Origin of the sequence: Vreelandella maris (assembly GCF_013371085.1) — a bacterium.
GTDB lineage: Bacteria > Pseudomonadota > Gammaproteobacteria > Pseudomonadales > Halomonadaceae > Vreelandella > Vreelandella maris.
Genome location: NZ_JABWCV010000007.1, coordinates 134,664 through 153,882, shown reverse-complemented (window position 1 = coordinate 153,882; position 19,219 = coordinate 134,664). Strand labels below are relative to the sequence as shown.

Below are 19,219 nucleotides of genomic sequence, written 5' to 3'. Positions count from 1 at the left end.
TTTTATCCGATGGCATCCCTCGATGGTTTCACAACGTATCTTTACAACATGACAGCAAACGATCACTACCAGGCTGAGCTTATTCGCCACTTGCTCGCCATAGACTCACCCGAGGCAATGGACGCAGCACTGGCCGACCTGTTGACTCACTCAGAGTATCAAGAAATCAGTAAACGACTACAGATTTTTAAACTGCTGCGTGAAGGAGTGCCGCACCGCAAAATTGCCGAAACCCTAGGGGTGGGTATCGCCACGGTTTCCCGCGGTTCGCGCGCGTTGGCCACCTTGCACGCTTCGACACCGCTACCCTCTTCACAAGCTTCTTCACGGAATGATGCACCATGACCATTGCCAATACGCATGCCTCGGGCCCGCAGCCGTTTACGCTGCCACGCAAACCTCACTACGTGACGCTGGCGGCGGACTGCGACTTCTTTGCCCTGTTTCAAAAAATCGAGCGGCAGTTTGATACCTGCTACATGCTGGAGTCGCTTGGCGAAGATAGCCATATTGCACGCCATTCGATCATCGGCTTCGACCCCGAATACACGCTGTATGCCAATGGCAACACGCTAACTATCGAAGACCGTGACGGCAATGCAAACGAGTACCCAAGCGATAACCCTTATGAGCTACTGCGTAGCCTGATCCCCCAGAATATTATTTCGCGTAAGTACGCGGGTGGCTTAAGCGGTTACCTCGGTTACGACGCGATGCAGTACTTCGAGCCCTCGCTGACCCTAAAAGCCAGCGACGATTTCGATACCTTTCGCTTTGGGCTCTACAAAGATGGCCTGATCCTCGACAAGATGACCGGGGAGGTTACCTACTTCTATTACGACAATAGCCGTTACGAGTTTCTGCAGACGCTGATCGACGCCGACGAAAAACCCGCAGGCCCACTGCACATCACCGCGCTGGGCGACACAATGAGCAAAGCCGAGCACGCCGAGGCGGTGGCCAAGGTGAAGCAGGACATCATCGACGGCAAGGTGTTTCAGTGCGAGGTCGGTTTTAAAAAACGCTTTCAGATTAAGGGCGACACCCTGGCTCTTTATGACCAACTGCGCACCATCAATCCGTCGCCCCAGATGTACTACGTCAAATTCGGCGAGCAGAAGCTGATCGGCGCAAGCCCCGAGCTACTGTTCCGCCTGCGCCAGGGTGAGATGGAAACCTTCCCGCTGGCAGGCACCACCCTCCGCGGCCAAACGCCCCAGGAAGACACCCAGCTAGCCCGGGCGCTGCTCAACGACCCCAAGGAGATCGCCGAGCACAATATGATTGTGGATCTGCACCGCAACGATATTGGCCGGGTGGCCCAGTTTGGCACGGTAAAAGTGCGCAGCCTGATGGATATCAAGCGCTTTAGCCACGTACAGCATATCTCCAGCGAAATTGTCGGGATTATTGCCGAAGGCGAAGACATGTTTACGGCGCTGGCGAGTAACTTCCCGGCGGGCACGCTCACCGGCGCGCCCAAGATTGAGGCGATGAAGATTATCGATGATCTGGAAACCGACGGTCGCGGTCCCTATGGCGGTGCGGTGGGCCAGTTCTCGTTTAACGGCGACTGCACCTTTGCCATCCCCATTCGCACGGTGTTTGTGAACGGCGAGCGCGCCTACGTACAAACCTGCGGCGGCAACGTATTCGATAGCAACGCCGAGGATGAATACGAAGAAATTCGCCGCAAGTTCGCTGGCACTCGCAAGGCCCTGGCCCCTTTTATGAGCACGGATATGGAGAGCCCCGCATGAAGGTGCTGATCATCGATAATTACGACTCCTTCACCTATAACCTTTACCAGTTTATTGGTGAAATCTTGACCACGGAGAAGAATCGCGGCGGGTTGCCTCATTTTGAGATCATTGTTAAACGCAACGACCAGATCGATTACCACGCCATTGAGGCGCTGGCGCCGGATCGCATTATTATTTCCCCCGGCCCCGGCTCGCCGGATGACCCACGCTACTTTGGCGTGTGCGCCGAGGTAATAGAAAAACTGGGTAAGACCACCCCGCTGCTGGGGGTTTGTCTGGGCATGCAGGGCATCGTGCATGTGTTCGGCGGCAAGGTAGTTAAAGCGCCGCTACCTATGCACGGTAAGATTAGCCCGATCAATCACGACAATCGCTCGGTGTTTAACGGCGTGCCTGACCAGCTTGAAGTAATGCGCTATCACTCATTGATTGCCGATGCGACCACCCTGCCCGAGTGCCTGGAAGTAACCGCCACCGTGGGTGCCCTGAAAGCGGATAAGTTTGAGCAGCGCAGCCGCTGGCAGGCAATGGGTGAATTCGAGCTTATGGGCGTTAAACACCGGGAGTACCCGATTCACGGCATTCAATTTCACCCCGAATCATTCGCGACCGAAGGCGGTAAGGAGTTGATAGCCAACTTTCTTTTCGCGCCCAACGAGCAAGCCAGAGCGTAGGCACGCAGCATAGGGTGGCTAAACGGGTGGCTAAATGAGACTCAATGAAACAGTTAGCCACCCCGCACAGGCCAGATTTACAACAACCGTCAGCCAGAACGTAACCTGGAAGGCGGTTTTCTGGGTTTTATGCCGCAGCCGCTGCTGAGCCAGGAAAGCACCTGGCCAGCCACCCATTACTCCAAGCAGATGTAGCGTTTTCTCGCTCACTCGACGGCGGTTATTGATAGCCGCCTTTTTGTCGATGGCGTAGGTAATGTAAGCGAGCATGCTAATCACAGCATAAAAAGCGACGATTGGGATCACAGTAAGGACTCTTGAAGTAGGAGCTACTTGCGTCGCTGAGAAGGCTTGCCCGCAACCGCTGGCTTACCGCGGCCTTTGCCAACGGGCTTACCTTTTGCACTAGGCTTGCTTTTAACACTGGGCTTGCCGGGCGCTTTACCCTTGGAGAGAGGTTTACCAGCACTGTTTTTCGGGCCGGTGCTAATGCTAACTTTTCCACTAGCGGCCTTTTTACCTTTGGGAAGTGGTTTAGGTTTAGCCCCGGTGGCTTTGGCGCCCGCTTTGGCCGGTTTCGGGCGCCCTTTGTTGGCAGCGGGCGGCTTTGCCTTGCCAGCGCCTGAGCTGTAGTTGGGCCTTTCAGGCTTAGCGTTACTCTTCTTCTCTGGCACGGCTTCTGATTTTTCGGTCAGCGCGATAATGGTGTCAATCTCTTTAGGGGTGAGATCGCGCCAATCCCCCAGGGCTAACCCTTTAAGGGGCACATTCATAATGCGCGTGCGAATAAGCTGAGTAACTTCATAGCCGAAGTATTCGCACATACGGCGAATTTGCCGATTGAGCCCCTGCACCAAGGTAATAGTGAAGACAAAGGTGGACTCTTTTTGCACTTTGCAGCGCTTGGTCACCTTGCCAAGAATCGGCACACCGCCCTGCATGCCCTCGATAAACTCGTCGGTGATCGGCTTGTTCACCGTCACCTGATACTCTTTTTCGTGGTTGTTATTGGCACGCAGAATCTTATTAACCAAATCACCGTTATTGGTTAAAAAAATCAGCCCCTGGGAGTCTTTATCGAGCCGACCGATGGGAAAAATGCGCGTGCCGTGTTTTACAAACTCAACGATATTGTCCTTTTCACTGGACTCGGTGGTGCTAACGATGCCCACCGGCTTGTTCAGCGCAATAAGAACCAGATCTTCCTCTTCCTGTGGCTCGATCTCCTGGCCATTGACCTTGACCAGATCCCCCGCTACCACCTGGTCGCCGGTAGTGGCGCGGCGACCGTTAATCCACACGTTGCCCTGCTCCACAAAGCGGTCAGCCTCACGGCGAGAGCACATTCCACTTTCACTAATGTATTTATTGATACGGGTAGATTTTCGTAACGACATAAAACGCCATGTGGCTAAAAGGAGTGAACAAAAAAGTTAAAAAGAGGAGCCGGGCTGCTTTAGAAAAGCCAGCTCCTCGTCGGTAGAGGCCCGCCCCAACAGTGCATTGCGGTGCGGGTAACGCCCGAAGCGATCAATGATCGCCTTGTGACGCACTTCAAAGTCGTAGTTATTCACTAACCCCGGCTGGTCGAACAGTTGTATTGCCACTTCATGAATGGCGGCCGATTCGCTATGCATATAGGGCATATACAAAAATGCCCGCTGCTGAGGGGTTAGCTCAGCGTCGGCACCCGCAGCCACTGCCTCCTGAGCTAGAGCCAGCGCTAGCGCATCGGTGGCAAAAGCGCGCGCATCATCGCGGAAGATATTGCGCGAGAACTGATCCAGCACGATGATTTCCGCCAGCCGCCCCTGAGCCGTTTGCCGCCAGGTATAACATTCACACTGCGCCGCCTGGGTATGCAGTTCACCAAAACGCGACTGAATAGTGCTATCCATCTCAAGGTCTTTTTTAAACCACTGAGCAGGCGTCAACGCTTCAAACCAAAAGTCGAGTACCGCTTGAGCATCTGAGGGCATTGACGCCTCCTTGTTAGCATCATTAACAGGCTGGCCGGTCTTGTTTAACCCGTATTACGCAGACCCGCAGCGATGCCCGCCATTGTCACCATTAACGCACGTGACAAATCAGCACTGATTGCCCCGTCCGCATCGCGGTTACGCTGCAGCAACTCGGCCTGAAGGCCATGCAACGGATCGATGTACGGATTGCGTACATCAATGGCCTGCCGAATCAGCGGTGTGTTCTCCAGCAGCTTCTCCTGCTGGAGAATATCGAGCACCGCATCTTCGAGCCGTGCAAAACGCTCACGCAGTTTTTTACCCAACGCTTTAAGCGATGGTTCATCGACCAGGCGGTGCTCGTAGTAGGCGGCAATGGCCACGTCGGCTTTGGCCAACAGCATCTCCAGCATGTCGAGATAAGTGCCGAAGAAGGGCCACTCAGTGCGCATTTCTTGCAGCACCTCGCGTCCGCCGGGCTGCTCTAAGCGGGTCGAGAAGGCTTCACCACTTCCCAGCCACGCTGGCAGCATCAGACGAATCTGCGTCCAGGCGAAAATCCATGGAATCGCGCGTAGGGTCTCTACGCCGCCATCCTGGCGGCGCTTGGTAGGACGTGAGCCTAGCGGCAACCTTCCTAAAGCGCCCTCCGGCGTGACTGCCCGGAAGTAAGGGACAAAATCGGGGTCTTCCCGCACCACGCCGACATAAGCACCATGCGCGACCTTGGCGAGCTGATCCATCTCTTCACGCCAATGCGGTTCCGGCGCGCGAGGCGGCAACAGTGTGGCTTCCAGCACCGCGCAGGCATAAATCTCCATGGAGCGTAGGGCAATATCAGGCTGGCCGAACTTGAAGCGAATCATCTCGCCCTGTTCGGTCACCCGCAGGCTGCCGTTCACCGAGCCGGGAGGCTGGGAGAGAATCGCCGCATGGGCCGGGCCGCCGCCACGGCCTACGGTGCCACCGCGGCCGTGGAACAGGGTTAGATCGACGCCGTGCCGGTTACACACATTGACCAGCGACTCCTGGGCGCGGTACTGCGCCCAAGCGGCGGCCAACTGACCGGCATCCTTGGCTGAATCTGAGTAGCCGATCATCACTTCCTGGCGATCATCAATCAGCGAACGATAGCTCGGTATCGCCAGCAGTTGGTCCACCACATCGCCTGCGTGATCCAGGTCGTTGAGGGTTTCAAACAGCGGTGCGATAGGCAGCGTGACCTGCCCTCCTACCTCTTTCATCAATAGTGCCACGGTGAGCACGTCCGACGGTTCAGCGGCCATGGAAATAATGTAGGTTCCCAGCGCTTCGGAGTGTTCCTGGGCAATCACCTTAAAGGTATCCAGCACTTCCCGGGTCTCGGCGGAGCATTCCCAGCGGCGCGGAATCAGCGGGCGACGGGAAGCCAACTCGGCCAGCAGGAACTCTTGACGCTGGGCTTCATCCCATTCGCGGTAGTGGCCAAGGCCAAGCGTACTGGTCAGCTCTTCAATCACCTGTGCGTGGCGGCTGGCCTCCTGGCGCAGATCGAGCTTGGTCAGCGTAACGCCGAATACTGCGACCCGGCGCAGGGTATCCAGCAGCGCGCCGTTAGCGATGGTATCGAGACCAACATCGCAAAGTGAGCGGTAGCAGCCGAGCAGCGGGGAATAGAGCTGATCACGGGTTTCAATAATCGGCCCGCCGTCATAGTTACGCCCCTCAAGCTCGGCCTTGGCCCAATCCCGGGTTGACTCCATTCTCGTCAGCAGGCGCTTTAGCACTTCGCGATACGGTTCGGCCACATCGCCCGCCTCGGCTTTAAGCGCGCTGTTGGCCTTCCACATGGAGAGTTCAGTCTTCAACTGATCCAGGTCGCGCAGGTAAAGATCGGCGGCCATCCAGCGGCCCAGTAGCAATACCTCGCGGGTGACCCGGGCGGTCACGTTGGGATTACCGTCGCGATCCCCGCCCATCCAGGAGGCGTAGCGAATCGGCGCGGCATCCAGGGGAAGGCGCTCACCGGCGGTATCCAGCAGCAGGTTATCCAAATCGCGATGGAAGTCCGGCACTGCCTGCCAGAGTGAGTTTTCAATGACGGCAAAGCCCCACTTGGCTTCATCAACCGGCGTGGGGCGTTCGTGGCGAATCTCATCGGTGTGCCATGCCTGGCTGATCAGTTCTTCCAGACGCCCCTGGGCGCGGGTACCGCGCTCGGGGTAATCTTCCGAGCTCTCGATGGCGGTCAGACACTCGTCGATGGCGTCATATTTTTGAATCAGCGTGCGGCGAATGACTTCCGTAGGGTGGGCGGTGAGTACCAATTCGACGCGCATATTGGCGAGGGTTTCGACCAATTTACGCGGCGAGTTGCCTGCCTGCTGGGCGCGCTCGAGGAGTTCACCCAGTACCGGCTGCGAGCCGGGCTTGTAATCCTCGACGCGGCGAAAGCGTGCCCGGTAGTGTTGTTCGGCAATGTTGGCGAGGTTTAAGAATTGGTTAAACGCCCGAGTGACCGGCAGCAGATCACGTTCGGGCAACTGGCGTAGGTACTCGATTAATTCGCGCTGCTGCAGTGAATCACCCTGGCGCCCGCGTTTGGCGTGGGCGCGAATGGTTTCGATCTTATCGACAAATGCCTGGCCCAAATCGTCGGCAATGGTTCGCCCCAGGCTGTCGCCCAGAATACGCACGTTATCGCGCAGAGATTCGTGTAGGTCGTGACTCATTGGCATGGCCTCCTTGCAGGGGTCGCGAAATGATTAATCAGGAATGGGTAGGTTGTTTTTCTTGTGCTTTCGCTGCTTGCCAGTGGGCTTCCATTTCGTCTAGCGAAGCCTCTGTTAAGGGCCGCTGGGCAGCGCTAAGCTCGCTCTCTACGTAGCGAAAGCGGCGTTCAAATTTGGCATTCGTCCTGCGCAGGCACTGTTCTGGGTCGGCGTTCAGGGTGCGGGCAAGATTGGTCACCGCAAAGAGCAGATCGCCCACCTCTTCTTGAGCGTGCTGTTGGTCACCGGCGGCAAGCGCCTCTTCGACTTCGGCCAGCTCTTCCCGAATTTTGGCGACCACGCCCCTGGCATCCGGCCAATCAAACCCAACCCGTGCAGCGCGCTTAGACAGCTTGGCAGCCCGGCTCAGTGCAGGCAGTGTGCGCGGTACATCGTCGAGTACCGAGAGCGTTCTGGCCGTACGCTCGGCACGCTCTTCAGCCTTCAACGACTCCCAACGGCTGTTGACCTGCTGAGTTTGCACCTCTTCGGCGCTTACGCCTGGCGGGCGGCGGGAAGCCAGAGTGCCCTCCGGAAAGACGTGCGGGTGGCGGCGCAGCATCTTGGCGGTCAGCGTATCGACAATATCGTCAAAGTCGAAGCGCTGCTCTTCAGCACCAAACTGGGCGTAATAGACCACCTGAAAGAGCAGATCACCCAGCTCACCGGGTAGCTCGTCGAAGGCCCGCCGTTCAATAGCATCGGCAACTTCGTAGGCTTCTTCCAGGGTGTGCGGCACGATGCTGTCCCAGTCCTGCTGTAAGTCCCATGGGCAGCCCTGTTCGGTGTCACGCAGCACTTGCATCAGGGTCAGCAGGTCGTCCATACCATGGCGCATTATGCCCCTCCCTTACGTGATTGCTTTTCCGGGTCGGCGTTGCGCAAACGTCGTACTTCGGTGACGTTTGGCAATTGCTGGATACGGGAGAACAGACGCCCCAGGGATTCCAGGCCATCCACTTCCAAGGTAATGCGCAGACGGGCGATGCCCTCGTCGGTATCGGTCAATGTGTTCACGGCGAGTACGTTGACTTTTTCATTGCCGAGCAGCCCTGTCACATCGCGCAGCAGCCCGGAGCGATCCCAGGCTTGAATTTCAATGGTCACCGGATAGCGGGTCTGGGCGCGTTCGCCCCACTCTACTTCGATAATGCGCTGGGGTTCGTCCAGGCGCAATTGCAGAATATTGCTACAGTCCTGACGGTGCACGGTGACGCCACGCCCCTGGGTGATAAAGCCAATGATCGGTTCGCCAGGCACTGGCCGACAGCAGTTCGCCATGCTGGTTTTCAGGTTGCCGACGCCAAGCACCGTGATATCACTTTTGGTGGCTTTGCTGGATTGCCGCTGAGGCTTGGCTAGCAGGCGATTAAGCTGCTCCTGGTCGTCGGTTTCGCCGAACAGCTGTTGGGCCTGATGCAACACTTGGCCAATGCGCAGGTCACCGGCGCCAATGGCGGCGTACATATCGTCAGCATTGAGGTAGTTAACCGCCTTGGCCAACTTGGGCAGATCGAGCCCCTCAACATCCAGGCGACGCATCTCGCGGTCAAACAGCGCGCGCCCTTCATCCAGGTTTTGATCCCGCGCTTGGTGCTTGAACCACGCCTGGATTTTGGCCCGCGCCCGGGAGGTGCGCACATAGCCCAAACTGGGGTTTAACCAGTCGCGGCTTGGCCCGCCTTTAGTGGCCGTCAGAATCTCGATCTGTTGGCCCGTTTTGAGCTTATAGGTCAGCGGCACGATACGACCGTTAATTTTGGCGCCACGGCAGCGGTGACCAATTTCGGTATGCACTCGGTAGGCAAAATCGATAGGCGTGGCAATCCGCGGTAAATCGATCACATGGCCATCGGGGGTGAACACGTAGATGCGGTCAGGCGCGACATCGCTGGAGAGCCCTTCGCGCAGGTCGCCAAAGCCACCCACTTCGTCCTGCCACTCCAATACTTGTCGCAGCCAGGCGATTTTTTCTTCATAGCTACGGCTTTTGGCGTTGGTATCGTGGCCCTTGTAGCGCCAGTGGGCGCAGACGCCCAGTTCAGCTTCGTCGTGCATAGCAAAGGTGCGAATCTGGATTTCGAGCACCTTGTTTTCCGGCCCCATGACGGCGGTGTGTAGTGACTGGTAGCCATTTTTCTTGGGGTTGGCGATGTAGTCATCAAACTCGTTCGGCACGTGGTGCCAGCGCGAATGGATGATGCCCAGCACGGTGTAGCAGTCGGCGACTTCCGGCACCAGAATCCGCACTGCGCGCACGTCGTGAACTTGCGAAAAATCGATCCGCTTACGCTTCATTTTGCGCCAGATCGAGTAGATATGCTTGGCCCGCCCATCCACATCGTAGCGGTGGATATGCTGGGCCTCCATCAAGCCCTTGATGGTTTCTACCACATCGTGGATATAGCGGTCGCGGTCGAGACGTTTTTCCGCCAGCAGCTTGGCAATCGCTTTGTATTCGTCTTCGTGCAAGTAACGAAACGATAGGTCTTCCAGCTCCCATTTGAGCTGGCCGATACCCAAACGGTGAGCCAAGGGTGCGTAAATATCCGCAACTTCCCTGGCCACCTGTAAACATTTTTCCCGAGGGGCGTCTTTTACTTGGCGCAGCGCACAGGTGCGTTCGGCAATTTTGATTAAGGCGACGCGCACATCGCCCACCATATTAACCAGCATCTTGCGCAGGTTTTCCTGCTGGTTATGCTGGCCCATGCCATGGTCAGGCGCCAATGGATAGCTGATGGCGGCCATTTGCAGCACGCCATCAATCAGACTAGCGACTTCTTCTCCAAAGCGTTTTGTCACCGCCTCAAGGCTCAGTAAGCCTTCCCGCACTGCACGGTAGAGAACGGCAGCTTCCAGCGCGGCCTGATCCAACTTCAAATCGCCAAGGATATCGGCCATTTCCAGGCCCATGCGGAAGCTGGAACCCGGCGAAAGCCATACACGATGCGTGCGAGGGGCTTCTAGTTCTAACGATTCAGCAAGCTCACAGGCCTCGACTAAACGCTCGGGATCACGTAGGCGCACATCTTCTTGCAGGCGCGTTAACCATTGTTGTATATCCACCTTTCCGCTAGCGGTTAGCGGCTGGTCTTCACGCACTTTTACCATGACTATCACTCATCCATTCTGGGGGACGATCTCCACACGGCTGTCACCGTGGCTTGACGCATTTAGCTGCATCAGCTTCAAACAGCATCATTTTCAAACAACATTAGTGTTTCCATATGCGCAGTGTGAAGGAACATATCTGCCACTGCTACTTGCTTAACCCGGTAACCCGCACGCACAAGATGTGCCGCATCCCGGGCAAGCGTTGCGGGATCACAAGAAATATAGACCACTCTGGGCACCGGGTGGCGCGCCAGCGCCTGACAAATTGCTTCCCCACCGCTGCGCGGCGGATCAAGCACTAGCGCATCACTATCACGATGAGCAGATAGCAGCTCTTTAACGCTGGCGGAGTCGTTCAAGTCGGCCTGTTGGCCGCTAACCATCAGCGCGTTGTTTTTAGCATTTATCGCAATCCGCGCCACCATGGCAGGATTGCCCTCCACTGCGTGCACTTCAGCACCCGCCGCGGCGATGGGCAAGCTGAAATTCCCGATACCTGCAAACAGATCGAGCAGCTTTTGCCCTGGCTTGGGCGCCAACCATTGCATCACTTGGGCAACCATTTGCTGGTTAACCTGGGCGTTGACCTGTAAAAAATCGCCTGGGGCAAAACTCAGTGTTAGCGGTGGCTGGTCGTTGAGTGTTAGCGACTCTTCCAGCACCGGGGGCGCGCCATGCCAGTGCAGCGTGGGTGTTTCACGCCCCAACCAAGTGCCTAAGGCCACTTGATGCTGCTGGGCAAAGGCTTGCCAGCGCTCGGCATCCTGAAGGTGCTCTTTGAGTTGACGAACCAGTACTACTTGGGTGGTCGCCGTTGCCAGCAATTCTATGTGACCCACATGGCGCGGAGCATCTAAGCGTTGGAGCAACTCGCGTAGTGGCGTTAACAACTGCTGTAAGGAATCAACCAACACCGGACAGCGCTCAATATCGACTAAGCGATGGCTATGGGCAGCACGAAAGCCGAGGCGCGTATTGCCCTGGCTATCTACCTTGACGCCTAGCCGTGCACGACGCCGATAGCCCTGAGCATCGCCCTGAATCGAGCCAATCTCGCCTAGCGTGATGCCTTGACGCGCAAACAGGTCGCGCACCACCTCACGCTTGTGGGTGCGCTGGGCATCAATATTTAAATGCTGTAAATCGCAGCCGCCACAGTGGCCAAAATGCGGGCACGGGGGCTTAACACGCTGATCAGAGGACGTTAGCAGTGATTTTATATGCGCTTCGTCAAAGCGTTTGCGCGTCAGATGAGTCGCCACCTCAACCTGTTCACCGGGCAACGCCTGATCAACAAACACGGTTTTACCGTTGGCTGAGTGGGCGACGCCACGGCCATCGTGCGCTAAGCGCTCAATCACCAAGGGCGACGTATCATTATCTGTAGCTGTATGACGCGTTTTGCCGCCTGGCGTTCCAGCAAGCCCAGAATGACCTGACGCGGGCCTAGACGGCCGCCTTTTTCCCAACATGGCCATGGTTATACTCCTGGGGCAAATAGGCCAGTAGAGAGATAGCGGTCACCGCGGTCACAGACAATAAACACAATGACCGCATTTTCAGTTTGCTCGGCAATGCGCAGCGCGCCTGCCAAGCTACCACCTGATGAAACTCCGGCCAGAATACCCTCTTCGCGGGCAAGACGACGCATATGCTCTTCGGCTTCTTGCTGGCCGATATCAAGCGTGACATCCACCCGAGGCGCTTCAAAGATGGCGGGAAGGTACTCTTTTGGCCAGCGACGAATACCAGGAATGCTGGCGCCATCGGCGGGCTGCAACCCGACAATCTGGATAGCCGGGTTCTGCTCTTTTAAATAGCGTGACACGCCCATGATAGTGCCCGTGGTGCCCATTGAGCTTACAAAGTGAGTCACTTCGCCACCGGTTTGTTGCCATACTTCAGGGCCAGTGGTGCGATAGTGCGCCAACGGGTTGTCCGGGTTGGCGAACTGATTGAGCGGTTTTCCCTCGCCACTGGCGATCATGTCATCCGCTATATCCCGAGCTTCCTCCATGCCACCGGCTTTACTGGCCGAAATGAGTTTGGCCCCATAGGCTGCCATCGCCTGCTTACGCTCTTCCGAGGCGTTTTCCGGCATCACGAGTACCATTTTGTAGCCTTTGATCGCCGCCGCCATAGCCAACGCAATACCGGTATTACCTGAGGTTGCCTCAATCAGCGTATCGCCGGGGGTAATATCACCACGGGCTTCCGCCTCGCTGATCATGGAGAGTGCGGGACGATCCTTGACCGAACCCGCTGGGTTATTGCCTTCAAGCTTGGCCAGCAGGGTATTGTTGCGACCGGCGCTAATGCGCTTCAGGCGCACTAATGGCGTGTTGCCAACAGTCTCTTCCAACGTGGGATAGCCCTTAAGATCGTTCATGAAAATTCCTTATCGTAACCGTTATGCTGCATTATATCGGTGCTGCCTTGACCTGGACAGGCAACCTCATTGAATCAGCGAGCTTCTTTTCATGTCATTGAATACCCGTCTTCTATTTGCCCTACTCGGTTTCCCGCTCCTGGTGTACGCCATGATGGCTGTATTACTGGTCATACAGAGTGATACGGAAGCTCGGGCGGCACAGCAAGAACGCTTAGAAAATGCTGGCGAGCTGCTGTTGCCCAGTTTTGCTGACGCGGTCGCACAGAGTGATTCTCAGCGTCTTGAGGCCCTGGCCCGCCAACTTCTCACCATGAGAGGATTGCGGGCGGTTGCGCTTTTTGATGCGCAAGGCGATCGTCTTTTATTACTGGGCAACGCTGCGCAACCCACTCTGGAAGCGCCAGCTAGCAGCCAACTGCTCATGGAAGAAGAGGCTTGGCGACTGCGCTTACCGTTAGCGGTTACCCAGCCCAATACAAGCTTAGTCAGTGCGGTCAGTAGTAGCGCAGGCTGGCTGGTTATTGAAATGGACACCCGAGCGCTCACCCTGGGCCGTTATAAATTGATTGCTAGTCTTAGCTTAGGCGGCATGTTGCTTGGCCTGCTGATGTTTTTAATCGCCTTCGCCATCAGTCGCTATGCCACCCGCCCTATCGAAGAAGCTAACCAAGCGCTTTATCGCCTATCCCGCGGTGACTATCGGCTACATCTGATGCCTTCTAATGCGGCGGAACTTAACCACCTGACTAGCCACATTAATACCCTCGCTGAACACTTTCAGCAGGCCCAGCGGGATATGCAAACGCAAATTGAGCAGGCCACCAGCGAACTGCAAGAATCCATGGAAACCATTGAGGAGCAGAATATAAAGCTCGATTTGGCCCACCGCAGCGCTTTGCGGGCGAATGCGGTGAAATCCGAATTCTTAGCCAACATGAGCCATGAGATTCGCACCCCACTCAACGGCATTATTGGGTTTTGCCGACTGCTGGGCCGTTCATCGCTGGATACCCGCCAGCAGGAATGGTTGCAGCACGTGCATCGCGCTTGCGACAACCTGCTTATGTTGGTTAACGATGTGCTCGACTTTTCCAAGCTTGAGGCCAATCGCCTTACCCTTGAAGAAGCGGATATTGATATCGTCGCACTGGTTGATGAAGTGATAGGACTTCACGCGCCTGAAGCCCAGCGCAAGCAGTTACACCTAGTGGCGATGGTGTATGACGATGTCCCTACACCACTGAGCGGTGATCCGTTGCGTATTCATCAAGTGTTAAATAACTTGATTGGTAATGCGCTCAAATTCACTCATGAAGGTGACGTGATTGTGCGTGTCATGCTGGATAACCAGGAAGGCCAGCATGTCGTGCTTAACCTCAGCGTTAGTGACACCGGAATTGGTCTTAGTGATGCCCATCAGAAGGCCTTATTTAGCGCCTTTTCCCAGGCTGAACCCAGCCATTCGCGCGAGTTTGGCGGCAGTGGCCTGGGGCTTACTATCTGCCGCCAGCTCATTGAGCGCATGGGTGGCGAGATTGAGCTGGAGAGTGTACTGGGCCAAGGCACCACTTTCTCCTTTACACTGCCCCTGCTGGCTCACAAAGCGATCGAACGACCAGCGGAGATTAGCCTAGCCAACCCCACTATTTGCCTCTATGAAACACATGCGCCTACTCGCCATGTGTTGGAGCATTTGCTGCAACGCTGGGAAGCGCAACCGATTGCGTTTGATGCCCCGGAGCCGGCACAACTGCTGATATTGGGGTTGGAGCACAGTGATTATACGCCCGAGCGCCACCGCTACTGGCAAAAAGTCATTGATCAAACGCCTTGCCCTGTATTGATTTTAGCCAACGGCAACAGTTTTGACCTGCCCCCTTTACGATTACCCCAGGGCGGTGAAACGCTTTACAAACCCTTTTCACGCGCTCAATTGGTGGCATCGCTTAAGCAAATACTGCTGCCGGCGTTCGTGTCCGATAAGAAGCCTGGGCCGTTAGCCGCTCTGCCAGCGTCGTCTCAACCCGTCAAGTTATTGATTGTGGATGACAATGCGCCGAACCGTGAGCTGCTCAAAAATATGCTTGAAGATCCCGCCCTGCATATCACGGCATTAGAAAGTGGCCACCAAGCACTAGAGTTTGCGCGAACCAGCAACGTAGATATGGTGCTGATGGATATTCGTATGCCTGGCATGGATGGTGTACAAACCACCCAAGCGTTGCGCCGACTCAGCAGTACATGGGCTCGCTGCCCCATTATAGCGGTCACCGCTCATGTCCTTAGCAGTGAACGCCAAAAGTGGCTCGCCGAAGGCCTTGATGACGTCCTGATAAAACCCATTGATGAGGCACAGCTACATCAACTGCTGCATCGCTTTTTGGGGATTACCCATCAGCTAGCCGACAGCAATGAAACGCCTTCTTCAACGAGCAGTAGCAAAACCACTATTAAGTCATTTAGCCACACGACGCCCGCCAAGCTACCCGTTGTGGATCTTGAGATAGGCGCCCGCCTAGCAGGCGGTAAAGAGTACCTCGCACGGGAGCAGCTAAAACGTTTGATCGACAGCTTGGATGAAAGCGAACACCACATGCGTAGCGCTTTTGCGCAGCAAAATTTGCCGATGCTGCTCGATTGGGTCCACGGATTGAATGGCGCCAGCCGCTACTGCGGCGCGCCGGAGCTGGCATTGCTGGTAGAGACACTGGAGACACGGCTGCGGACCAGCGGCTTAGACCATGTAGAGGGGCTACTGGAGGACTTATATCGTGCAATGGCACGACTAAAAGCACACCGCCCGTTTTTACTCAGGTCCTAAGCCAATAACTAATGCCTAAAGACCAAGACCAAAGCTTCGTCCTGTCTTGGCTGGCTATTAGCGTTCCAGCACCACAAAAGCAACCGCGTACTCGGCTTCGTCACTCAAGGTGATATGACTCGCCGTGACGCCTGCCGCCTGGAGTAGCCGCTCTGCTTTACCGTCAAGCACGAAGTAAGGCTTACCCAAGGCATCATTAAGCACCTGGATATCACACCACTGCATTCCGTGGCGCAGGCCAAGCCCTAGCGCTTTAACGAACGCCTCCTTGGCAGCAAAACGTTTGGCGAGGAAGGCGGCAGGCTGGGATTTCTGGAGCCAAAGTGCATGCTCTTCAGGCCCTAAAATTCGCTGCGCAAAGCGCGGGCCGTGCCGCTGCACCGCCCGCGTAAAGCGCTCAATACGAGCTATATCGGAGCCAATACCCACAATCATCGCCTAAAAAACCTCTTAATATGGACTCCTGAATAGCCAACCCCTGAATAGTCAACGTGTGAGAGTCAATCTTTGATCAATGCCCGCAGCATCCGTTATGCACATGGTCCTCTGTATGCTCATGGTCGTGCTCATGATCGTGGGCATCGAGAGCTGCCATTAGCCCTGCCTCTTGGCCTGCGACAATCAAGCGTTTCATTTCTTGTACGGCCTCTTTCAAGCCAACAAACAGCGCACGGGCAATAATGGCATGACCAATATTAAGCTCGTTGACGCCTGGCAATGCCGCAATGGCTTCAACGTTATGGTAGTGCAAGCCGTGACCAGCATTGACCACCAATCCTAGTGAGACAGCATGCGTGGCGGCAGCTGTTAAGCGGTGATACTCCGCATTCGCCGCATCGCTGCCTGGCCGAGCTTCTGCGTAAGCGCCCGTGTGCAGCTCGATGGTAGGAGCCCCGGCGCGCTGGGCAGCATCGATCTGCTCTACGTCAGGATCGATAAACAGAGAGACGTCGCAGCCCGCTGCGCTCAATCGCTGGCAGGCGCTGGCAATAGCGTCAAAGCCGCCGACCACATCCAGGCCACCTTCAGTAGTCAGTTCTTCACGCTTCTCAGGTACCAGACAAACATGGGCTGGACGCACGTCTTCAGCCAGCGCCAGCATCTCCTCGGTAACCGCCATTTCCAGGTTCATGCGGGTATTAAGCACTTCGGCCAGAATACGCACATCACGAGGCTGAATATGACGACGGTCCTCACGCAAATGCACCGTAATACCATCAGCCCCCGCCTCTTCTGCCACTAGCGCGGCTTGAACAGGATCAGGGTAGCGGGTACCTCGGGCTTGGCGAAGTGTCGCAATGTGGTCAATATTGACGCCTAACAGTATCCGAGGGGGGTGCATAGTGCCTCCAGCGCAGCGATAAGTAAGAGTTTGTGAGCAAGAAATTCAATCATTAAGGACGATGGCGACGTCGCGCTAAATCGAGCATTAATTCCCGCGAGCGTAAGACGGTGGAACCCAGGTGCGGTGCCAGTGCGGCACGCATCACTGCCTTCAAAGCGTTAGCGAGCCCTTCATGCTGCCAGTCACCCTGTTCAATATAACGCAGCGTGCGGCCATCTAAACCGCGTTCGGCCGGGGAAAAAGCGCGCGTCGCTGCATCAAAACGATAGCGCAGTTGGGGGTCCAAAACGCTGCCCTCCGGTGTTGTAAACTGCGGCGTTGCTTCAAGCGCTTCCAATAGCGCCCACTCATAACGGCGCAATGCCAACGCCCTCTCAGCGGGCGCTGGCAACGCTTCCAGTAGCGCTGTATAAAAGGCGAATACATCAGAGGCTGGCAACTCAAGCGGCAATAGTCGAGTGGCGATTTCATTAGCGTAAAGCCCACATAGCAAGCCTTCACCCGCTAATAATGCCGTTTGGCCGCGTGATTCCATCAGCGTCAGCCGCTTTAAATCACGGCTGCCCTGCCACGTCACGAATAGCGGTGTAAAAGGCTGCAAACGTTGGCGAGATTTTGAGCCGGGCCGTTGTCCACCATGGGCGACAGCACGCACTCTGCCGTGGTCAAGGGTTAGTAGATCTACCAGCGCACTGGTTTCACGGTAAGGCCGACGATGAAGCAAGAAAGCCGGCTCAGGCGCCATCGCTACACTCAATCGAGGTCGTAACCCAGGCTTTTCAAGGCGCGCTCGTCATCCGACCAACCACGCTTCACTTTCACCCAGAGATTCAGCATGACTTTGGTGCCCAGCGCGCGCTCCATATCAAGGCGTGCTTCACGACCAATACTCTTGAGTCGGTCGCCGTTTTCGCCAATCAAAATAACTTTTTGCCCCTGCCGCTCAACAAGGATGAGTGCGCTGATATGTGTCACACGTTCGGTCTCGCGGAACTCTTCAATTTCAACGGTCATCTGGTAAGGAAGCTCGTCGCCCAACTGGCGCATTACTTTTTCACGTACCAGCTCAGCGGCCATAAAGCGCAGACTTTTATCGGTAATCTGGTCTTCTGGGAAGAAGTGAACACTTTCAGGGAGATGCTTGGCCACCTCCTCTTCCAAGGTATCCACCTGGGTGCCATGTTTAGCTGAGATTGGCACGATGGCAGCGAAGTCGCGTCGAGCACCCACCTCAGCCAACCACGGTAAAAGATCGCCTTTCTCGCCGAGACGGTCGACTTTATTGACCGCCAAAATAACCGGCGCTTTGACGTGTTCCAGGCGCTTCAACACCGCCTGGTCTTCTTCGGTCCAGCGAGTGCGGTCGATAATAAACACCACACAATCTACGTCACGCAGTGCCTGGGTAGCCGCCTGGTTCATAAAGCGGTTGATCGCCTTATTACGGTCCTTGGACATGATGTGCATGCCCGGCGTATCGACGTAGATGAACTGGGTCTCATTCTCCGTTTTAATACCCATTACCTGGTGGCGCGTGGTTTGCGGGCGCCGTGAGGTAATCGATATTTTCTGCCCCAAAATACGGTTCATGAGGGTCGATTTGCCCACGTTGGGTCGGCCAACGATGGCAACGAATCCGCAGGTTTGGCTCATGATTTTTCTCCAGGGCTTTTTTCGAGGTACGACAGTGCTTCTTCTGCTGCTTGCTGTTCAGCATGACGGCGGCTAGGGCCCTTACCAGTGGTATGCTCAACCAGCAGGTCAATGTAGCACTCCACGGTAAAGGTCTGGGCATGCGCCTCGCCCTTCACGCAGACAACTTCATAGCGCGGCAAGGCGGCTTGACGCGACTGCAAAAACTCTTGCAAACGCGTTTTGGGGTCCTTTTGGGTATCTTGCAACGAGATATTTTCCAATCGCTCTGCATACCAATCCAATACACGGTCACGCACCACATCCATACCGGCATCCAGATAGATAGCACCAATGATGGCTTCAACCGCGTCCGCCAGGATCGATTCACGGCGATGCCCACCGCTTTTCATCTCACCAGAGCCTAGCCGCAAGCACTCACCGAACTCCATTTCCCGGGCAAGCTCCGCCAGCGTTTGGCCTTTCACCAACCGCGCACGCAGACGTGAAAGCTGACCTTCACGAGCCTGGGGGAAGCGCTGAAACAGCGCCTCGGCGATCACAAAATTGACAATGGAGTCACCCAGGAATTCCAGGCGCTCATTGTTACGACCACCGAAGCTGCGGTGGGTCAAGGCCAATTCCAATAACGTATCATCGCCAAAGGTATGGCCGATTCGTCGGCAAAAAGCGTTCAAGGAATTACTCACAGCTCTCCTACGTCATTGACGTTAACTAAAGTGACATAACTGACTAACCACAAT

17 protein-coding genes are annotated in these 19,219 nt (G+C 55.8%); 4 read left to right on the top strand and 13 right to left on the bottom strand.

Going from position 1 to position 19,219, the window contains the following annotated elements:
• Window positions 1–48: 48 nt before the first annotated feature.
• Genes HUO07_RS08280 through HUO07_RS08270 form a run of 3 tightly spaced genes read left to right on the top strand, consistent with a single transcriptional unit; the run spans window position 49 to window position 2,437 of the window.
• On the top strand, window positions 49–345 hold the full coding sequence (locus HUO07_RS08280) for a Trp family transcriptional regulator (RefSeq protein WP_176303171.1): 297 nt from the start codon (window positions 49–51) through the stop codon (window positions 343–345).
• The gene (locus HUO07_RS08275) at window positions 342–1,760 is read left to right on the top strand and encodes an anthranilate synthase component I family protein (RefSeq protein WP_176303170.1); all 1,419 of its coding nucleotides are present in this window, start codon (window positions 342–344) and stop codon (window positions 1,758–1,760) included. The genes HUO07_RS08280 and HUO07_RS08275 overlap by 4 nt, the downstream gene beginning before the upstream one ends.
• Window positions 1,757–2,437: an anthranilate synthase component II gene (locus tag HUO07_RS08270; RefSeq protein ID WP_176303169.1), complete on the top strand. Its 681-nt coding sequence runs from the start codon at window positions 1,757–1,759 to the stop codon at window positions 2,435–2,437. Before HUO07_RS08275 ends, HUO07_RS08270 begins: the two co-directional genes overlap by 4 nt.
• A gap of 30 nt (window positions 2,438–2,467) precedes the next feature.
• Here HUO07_RS08270 and HUO07_RS08265 read toward each other — a convergent pair whose 3' ends face one another.
• From HUO07_RS08265 to cysM, 8 genes are all read right to left on the bottom strand, one after another.
• Window positions 2,468–2,743, bottom strand: a complete 276-nt coding sequence (locus HUO07_RS08265; protein ID WP_176303168.1) for a DUF1294 domain-containing protein — start codon at window positions 2,741–2,743, stop codon at window positions 2,468–2,470.
• A gap of 23 nt (window positions 2,744–2,766) precedes the next feature.
• Window positions 2,767–3,834: a 23S rRNA pseudouridine(2604) synthase RluF gene (rluF, locus tag HUO07_RS08260; protein WP_176303167.1), complete on the bottom strand. Its 1,068-nt coding sequence runs from the start codon at window positions 3,832–3,834 to the stop codon at window positions 2,767–2,769.
• Window positions 3,835–3,870: 36 nt separating this feature from the next.
• Entirely contained in the window at window positions 3,871–4,416 is a 546-nt protein-coding gene (locus tag HUO07_RS08255) for a DUF924 family protein (protein WP_176303166.1), read from the bottom strand.
• 44 nt (window positions 4,417–4,460) lie between these two features.
• A complete protein-coding gene (ppc, locus tag HUO07_RS08250; RefSeq protein ID WP_176303165.1) occupies window positions 4,461–7,109 on the bottom strand; it encodes a phosphoenolpyruvate carboxylase in 2,649 nt (882 codons plus the stop codon).
• Window positions 7,110–7,146: 37 nt separating this feature from the next.
• Window positions 7,147–7,986 carry a nucleoside triphosphate pyrophosphohydrolase gene (mazG, locus tag HUO07_RS08245; RefSeq protein ID WP_176303164.1) on the bottom strand — a complete coding sequence of 280 codons (840 nt, stop codon included), beginning with the start codon at window positions 7,984–7,986 and terminating at the stop codon, window positions 7,147–7,149.
• On the bottom strand, window positions 7,986–10,262 hold the full coding sequence (gene relA / locus HUO07_RS08240; protein WP_176303163.1) for a GTP diphosphokinase: 2,277 nt from the start codon (window positions 10,260–10,262) through the stop codon (window positions 7,986–7,988). The genes mazG and relA overlap by 1 nt, the downstream gene beginning before the upstream one ends.
• Window positions 10,263–10,339: 77 nt before the next feature.
• On the bottom strand, window positions 10,340–11,743 hold the full coding sequence (gene rlmD / locus HUO07_RS08235; protein WP_176303162.1) for a 23S rRNA (uracil(1939)-C(5))-methyltransferase RlmD: 1,404 nt from the start codon (window positions 11,741–11,743) through the stop codon (window positions 10,340–10,342).
• A gap of 2 nt (window positions 11,744–11,745) precedes the next feature.
• The gene (gene cysM, locus HUO07_RS08230) at window positions 11,746–12,654 is read right to left on the bottom strand and encodes a cysteine synthase CysM (protein ID WP_176303161.1); all 909 of its coding nucleotides are present in this window, start codon (window positions 12,652–12,654) and stop codon (window positions 11,746–11,748) included.
• A 91-nt stretch (window positions 12,655–12,745) separates the two neighbouring features.
• Here cysM and HUO07_RS08225 point away from each other — a divergent pair, with 91 nt between their 5' ends.
• Entirely contained in the window at window positions 12,746–15,478 is a 2,733-nt protein-coding gene (locus HUO07_RS08225) for an ATP-binding protein (RefSeq protein WP_176303160.1), read from the top strand.
• A 57-nt stretch (window positions 15,479–15,535) separates the two neighbouring features.
• Here the strand turns inward: HUO07_RS08225 and acpS are convergent, their stop codons facing one another.
• From acpS to rnc, 5 genes are all read right to left on the bottom strand, one after another.
• Complete coding sequence (gene acpS, locus HUO07_RS08220; protein ID WP_176303159.1) at window positions 15,536–15,913, bottom strand: holo-ACP synthase; 378 nt, start codon at window positions 15,911–15,913, stop codon at window positions 15,536–15,538.
• Between the two features lie 76 nt (window positions 15,914–15,989).
• On the bottom strand, window positions 15,990–16,820 hold the full coding sequence (gene pdxJ / locus HUO07_RS08215; protein WP_176303158.1) for a pyridoxine 5'-phosphate synthase: 831 nt from the start codon (window positions 16,818–16,820) through the stop codon (window positions 15,990–15,992).
• Between the two features lie 52 nt (window positions 16,821–16,872).
• The gene (gene recO / locus HUO07_RS08210; RefSeq protein ID WP_176303157.1) at window positions 16,873–17,568 is read right to left on the bottom strand and encodes a DNA repair protein RecO; all 696 of its coding nucleotides are present in this window, start codon (window positions 17,566–17,568) and stop codon (window positions 16,873–16,875) included.
• An 8-nt stretch (window positions 17,569–17,576) separates the two neighbouring features.
• A complete protein-coding gene (gene era, locus HUO07_RS08205; RefSeq protein WP_176303156.1) occupies window positions 17,577–18,476 on the bottom strand; it encodes a GTPase Era in 900 nt (299 codons plus the stop codon).
• Window positions 18,473–19,165, bottom strand: coding sequence for a ribonuclease III (rnc, locus tag HUO07_RS08200; RefSeq protein ID WP_035566125.1), 693 nt, complete (start codon window positions 19,163–19,165; stop codon window positions 18,473–18,475). The genes era and rnc overlap by 4 nt, the downstream gene beginning before the upstream one ends.
• Between the last annotated feature and the right edge of the window lie 54 nt (window positions 19,166–19,219).